Annotated in this window: 4 protein-coding genes; 2 read left to right on the top strand and 2 right to left on the bottom strand. The window is 64.1% G+C overall.

Annotation, left to right across the window (positions count from 1 at the left end; genetic code table 11):
- The first annotated feature begins 97 nt into the window (after nucleotides 1–97).
- Nucleotides 98–403 (top strand): urease subunit beta, encoded by a 306-nt coding sequence (locus EN914_RS33015; protein WP_013528398.1) that lies wholly within the window; start codon nucleotides 98–100, stop codon nucleotides 401–403.
- A 20-nt stretch (nucleotides 404–423) separates the two neighbouring features.
- Here the strand turns inward: EN914_RS33015 and EN914_RS33010 are convergent, their stop codons facing one another.
- Both EN914_RS33010 and EN914_RS33005 read right to left on the bottom strand, forming a co-directional pair.
- Nucleotides 424–912, bottom strand: coding sequence for a hypothetical protein (locus EN914_RS33010; RefSeq protein ID WP_024502035.1), 489 nt, complete (start codon nucleotides 910–912; stop codon nucleotides 424–426).
- Nucleotides 913–1,041: 129 nt separating this feature from the next.
- Entirely contained in the window at nucleotides 1,042–1,425 is a 384-nt protein-coding gene (locus tag EN914_RS33005) for a hypothetical protein (RefSeq protein WP_013528400.1), read from the bottom strand.
- A gap of 182 nt (nucleotides 1,426–1,607) precedes the next feature.
- Between EN914_RS33005 and EN914_RS33000 the strand changes: the two genes are divergently transcribed.
- Nucleotides 1,608–2,159 (top strand): amidohydrolase family protein (locus EN914_RS33000; RefSeq protein ID WP_407067828.1); only part of this gene is annotated, 552 nt, incomplete at its 3' end.

Raw genomic sequence — 2,159 nt, 5'->3', positions numbered from 1 at the left:
GTCTCGGCATCCGGTTTCGTGGCCTGGCCCGCGCTGCCGGTGCCGCCTGCGCGGCGATCGGCATCGGTCTCGCCTTCGGCATCGTGTGAGGGTGACCATGATCCCCGGTGAAATCATCACGGTGGGCGGCGACATCGAGCTCAACAAGGGCCTGCAGACCGTCACCCTGAAAGTCGCCAACAGCGGCGACCGGCCGATCCAGGTCGGCAGCCACTACCATTTCTTCGAGACCAATGAGGGGCTGAAATTCGACCGTGAGCGCGCCAGGGGCATGCGCCTCGACATTGCCGCGGGCACGGCCATGCGCTTCGAGCCGGGCCAGGAGCGCGACGTCACGCTGGTGCCGCTCGGCGGCAAGCGCGAGGTCTACGGATTTCAGCAGAAGGTGATGGGCAAGCTGTGAGATCTTCCGGCGCGCTCAGCTCAGTTCGATGGCTTGGCCGCGGCGTAGATGACGATCTTTCCGGGATTGTCGAATTCGACGGCGAGGACATCCTGCGCCTGCACGCGCCGCGATTCGATGGCGTTGAACAGCAGCGCGTTGGCCTCGATCTCCTTGCGCAGCTCCGTAATGTCGTCCTGATGCTGCTTGACCTTGGTCTCGATCTCCGGCGGCGGGCCGCCCTCGCTGCGCGCGGCGTCGGTGAGGAACACGATGTCGACCTTGTCGAGCTTGGATGTCTTGCGCACCGTGCCGATGTTTTCACGCGTGCGGTCGATCGCCGTGTTGACGTTGCCGGCCTCAGTGTTGGCCTTGGCCTCTTCCTGCTTGACCTGCGAGCCGACGATGCGATTGACGGTCTCCGTGCTTTCCAGTCCTTGCGCCTTCAGTCCGGCAGCAGGACCAGCCGCCGCCAGGAACGTCATGGCGGCGACTGCCTGCATTCTGGTCGAGAAAGAAGTGATCGCCATCGCTCGCTCCTGAGAGAAATCGTTTCGGGGCGCGGGTTAGCGCGAGAAGGACAAAACGAATCCGGCCCGGCGAAGGTTCCTTTCCCAATGCAGCCGGCCGGACGGATGCCGGCCCGCCATGCCGTGGCGTCAGCTCGCCTTCTTGGTGATCAGGGTCAGTGCGCCATTGGGTTCCATACTGGCCGCGACCACCTGCGCCGAGGTCATTCCCTTGGCCTCGAGCGCCGATTTAACCTTGGGAGTGGCGTCGATCGAGCTGCGCAGTTTCTTCAAGCCGTCATCGCCGCGCTGGGCGATCACCTGGTTGACCTGCGTCTGGGTGTCCTTTGGCAGCTCCGTGATGTCGACGATGTTGACGCTCTGGATCGTCGGAACGGCCGGCTGAGCCTGGGGCGTGGCTGGAGCAGGCGTTGCCGGCGCCGGAGCGGGCTGTGGCGCGGGTTGCTGCTGGGCACTGGCGGCGCCCGCCAGCATCAGGCTGGCTGCGGCGGCAAGAACTATCGTTTTGCGCATGGATTTTCCTTTCCATCGATTGGCAAACGGTCGGTCTGGGGTGACCCCCTAACCTCAACCGCCAAATGGGATCAGAAGGTGTCGCCCAGCAGGTCATTGCGTGACCATAGGATGGCAGCAATGTGCAGCCGCGCTTCAATCCAACCGCATTTCGGCAAACCGCATTTCGGGAGCAATCGCTGATGGGCAGAATTACCCGCGCCGCCTACGCGCAGATGTACGGCCCGACGGTCGGCGACAGAGTACGGCTTGCCGACACCGAACTGTTCATCGAGGTCGAGAAGGATCTCACCATCCATGGCGAAGAGGTGAAATTCGGCGGCGGCAAGGTGATCCGCGACGGCATGGGCCAGAGCCAGGTTTCCAGGGCGCAAGGCGCCGTCGATACCGTGATCACCAACGCGCTGGTGATCGATGCCAGTGCAGGCATCTTCAAGGCAGATGTCGGGCTTCGCGACGGGCGCATCGCGGCCATCGGCAAGGCCGGCAATCCGGACACGCAGGATGGCGTTACCATCATCATCGGCCCCGGAACCGAGATCATCGCCGGCGAAGGCAAGATCCTGACATCAGGCGGCTTCGACGCGCATATCCACTTCATCTGCCCGCAGCAGATCGAGGAGGCGCTGATGTCAGGCATCACCACCATGCTCGGCGGCGGCACGGGCCCGGCGCACGGCACGCTGGCCACCACCTGCACGCCGGGGCCATGGCACATGGCCCGCATGATCCAG

The sequence above is a fragment of the Mesorhizobium sp. M7A.F.Ca.CA.001.08.2.1 genome (assembly GCF_003998455.1).
Lineage (GTDB): Bacteria > Pseudomonadota > Alphaproteobacteria > Rhizobiales > Rhizobiaceae > Mesorhizobium > Mesorhizobium ciceri.
Note: the sequence above shows the minus strand (reverse complement) of the source record. Positions and strands in the feature narration are given on the sequence as shown.